The 2,932-nt window shown below is 64.2% G+C and carries 3 protein-coding genes; 1 reads left to right on the plus strand and 2 read right to left on the minus strand.

Annotated elements, in window-relative coordinates:
* Both RSA25_RS09555 and RSA25_RS09560 read right to left on the minus strand, forming a co-directional pair.
* Positions 1-829 (minus strand): metallophosphoesterase (locus RSA25_RS09555; RefSeq protein WP_332808654.1); only part of this gene is annotated, 829 nt, incomplete at its 3' end.
* 95 nt (positions 830-924) lie between these two features.
* Positions 925-2,121, minus strand: a complete 1,197-nt coding sequence (locus tag RSA25_RS09560; protein ID WP_332808655.1) for a GAF domain-containing sensor histidine kinase — start codon at positions 2,119-2,121, stop codon at positions 925-927.
* A 444-nt stretch (positions 2,122-2,565) separates the two neighbouring features.
* Here RSA25_RS09560 and RSA25_RS09565 point away from each other — a divergent pair.
* Positions 2,566-2,932 (plus strand): DUF6119 family protein (locus RSA25_RS09565; RefSeq protein ID WP_332808656.1); only part of this gene is annotated, 367 nt, incomplete at its 3' end.

Consider the following 2,932-nt stretch of genomic DNA (forward strand, 5'->3'; position numbering starts at 1 on the left):
AGTCCACGCAGCAGGCCTTGGCGGAGATGACGCCGGGCGTTCCGTTGAACCAGTAGTGCCCGAAGAAGACCGGCTTGGCCTGGTCGTAGCGGGCGATGGCGCTGTCGGGAATCGGCGTATCCGGCAACTGCGCCGCCTCGCGGCCCATCAGCGCTGCGGCGCGATACGTGGCCGCCGTGTCATCCCACCAGCGCACCCGCGTGCGGTGGCGGACCACGCCCTGCTTGTCGGTGAAGGTCACCGGCGCCGGCAACGCGATCTCCAGGCCCTTGCACAGCGCTTCCACCGCCACGAACGCCGCGCTGCCGGGTCGGCTGGCCGCCACCACCAGCTCGGGCGTCAGCGTGTTGCGCGGGCCAAGCTGGTCGGCCAGCACCGCCATCGACGCCGGGTGCCAGCAGGCATGCACCAGCCGCCATTGGTCGGTCTCCATCCACAGCGGCAGCGTCATGAACCATTGCACCCACTCCCGGTGCAGCGCGCTGTCCTGCGTCACCTCGGTGAGGAATGCGCGATGCTGGTCATGGTTGTGCGGCCCGCGAGGGCGCAGGAAGCGCTCCGGCTGTTCGGGGTCGGGCGTGGCATAGGCGATCGCGTTGAACTCATGGTTGCCCAGGATGGCCTCGGCGCTCCCCGCATCGATCATCCGGCGCACGATATCCAGCGTTTCCAGCTGGCCCGGGCCGCGATCGATCAGGTCGCCGACAAAGCGCGCGCTGCGCTCGGGATGGCGCCAGGCGCCCATGCGCTCGCGGTAGCCCAGGTGTTTCAACAGGGCCTTGAGCTTGCCCGCCTGGCCGTGGATGTCGCCGATGATGTCGTGTGCCATGCGTGCATTCTAGCGGTGGGCAGGGTGGGGTGGCCCGGTGCGCCTGACGCGGCCGGCGGCAACGCCACCCTGCACATGGCAGTCGATGCACCGGCTTACGGCGCGGCGAGCACCGGCATCTGGAAGGTGAAGCAGGTGCCGGTCTGCGGCGTGGAGTCCACCGACAGGGTGCCGTCGTGCGAGCGCGCGATTTCCGAGGCGATGTAGATGCCCAGTCCAAGGCCAGGCCGGGGCAGCTCGCCCTTCTCGCGCGAGAAGGGGCTGAAGATATCCGCCAACCGGTTCTCGGGAATGTGGCCACCATTGCTGACCGTCATCGTCAACCCGTCGGCTGTCGCGCACGCGCGCAGTGCGATCGCGGTGGACGGGTCGCCATGCTGCGCCGCATTGGTCAGCAGGTTGGCCAGCAGTTGTGCCAGCCGGTTGGGGTCGCAAACCACCTCGCCCTCGATCTGCATCACCACGTCGATGTCGGCACGACCGCGCGAGGCGATCACTTCGGCCACCACCGCCTGCAGCGCAGTGCCCAGCGTGTCGGTGCGGGTCAACAGGATCGGGATGCCGCCGCCCAGCCGCCCGCGCGCGAAGTCGAGCACGTCTTCGATCAGCCCTTCCATTCGCACCACGCCCGAGGCGATGTGGCCCAGCAAGCGCTGCTGGCGCTCGGAGGTGGCGTCCATTTCAAGCGCTTCGGCCGCCACGGCGATGGACTGCAACGGGCTGCGCAGATCGTGGCCCAATACCGCGATGAACTGGTCGCGCAGGTCGGCCACGCGATGGGCCTGGGACAGGTCGGTCTGCGCCTGTGCCAGGCGATCTTCCGTATCCAGATAGGTGCCCACCAGCTCGGCCAGCAACTCCATCGAGCGCAGGATGTGGACTTCGTCGAAGCTGGCGGGTGCCGAGTCGATGGCGCAGAGCGTGCCGAAGAAGCGGCCATCGGGCCGGAAGATCGGAATGGACGCGTAGCTCTCCAGGCCGTAGATGCGCGGCGTGTGGTGCGTCGAATAGATCGGGTGCTGGCTGGCGTGCGCGAAGACGACCGCGGTGGCGGACTGCCGGATCTCGTCGCAGATGGTCGTCTCCAGCACGAGCTGGCCGCCTGGGACGAGCCCAAACCCCAGCGTGTCATGCGTGGCGCATGCGGTCCAGGTGGTCTCGGTCACCCGAGCAATCGCGGTGAAGCGCGACCCGGTGATATGGGCGACGGTCTCCAGGATGCGCGGTACCGCCTGGATGCGGCTGATTTCTGCGATGCTCCGCAGCAGGTCGGGGTCGGTCAGCTCAGGCATGGGGCGTGCGGCAGGGGAATGGCGTGATGATCACATGGATCGGGTGGGATCGTCGCGGGGGTTGGCGGTTGTGCCCGGGCTCGGCGCCGTAGGGTGCTGGAAATAGAAAAGCCCGGGAACCCTTATTGTGTAAGGATTCCCGGGCTTCCTGGGATTCTTTCGAACCCCTCATTGGTGGAGGTCGGGGAGGCTGTAAACACCCCGACCCAAGCTATTGAACCTAAAGAATTTTTGGTCCGACGGATTCGCCTGCTTTGATACCCCAAATCACACCTCGGACTGGCGTGAAAACGCTGCCCCTCCTGCTAGCGGTAAGGCTGTCGAAGTCGAGGAACTCATACTTTTCCTACGCCTCACGCGGCCAAATTGATGGCACACTCGGCTGAACTGCCAAGGCGGAGCCTTGGGATACAGAGTCTGTGGCGTCATCCAGGGGGAGAGACGTTGGCTACATTTACGATCTATTTGCTTCGTGAGTCTGTCAAAACTGCAAGAGATGCTGTCGTTGATGGTGCTAGAGAGCACCCCATCGAAGAGGGGCTCTCAAAGTATGGGCAACTGTTCGTCAAGGACACAAAACCCAAGCCACCCAAATGGGCTGAACTATTTGAAAGCTACATTGACAAAAAGCTTCTTGGGACCGTTCAGTCATCTTCGGCAGCTTTTATTATTCCAGTCGATCAACGTCTCTTTGCCATAACCTTCGGGCAAGGTCGTTTTTTGCTTCATCCTGACGCCTATGAAGAACGGTTTGGTCTGAATCGCCCAGGGTTCCGTAGACACCTCGCAGCCATAAACTATGGCTTACGCG

Source organism: Stenotrophomonas sp., from assembly GCF_036662295.1.
Classification (GTDB): Bacteria; Pseudomonadota; Gammaproteobacteria; order Xanthomonadales; family Xanthomonadaceae; genus Stenotrophomonas.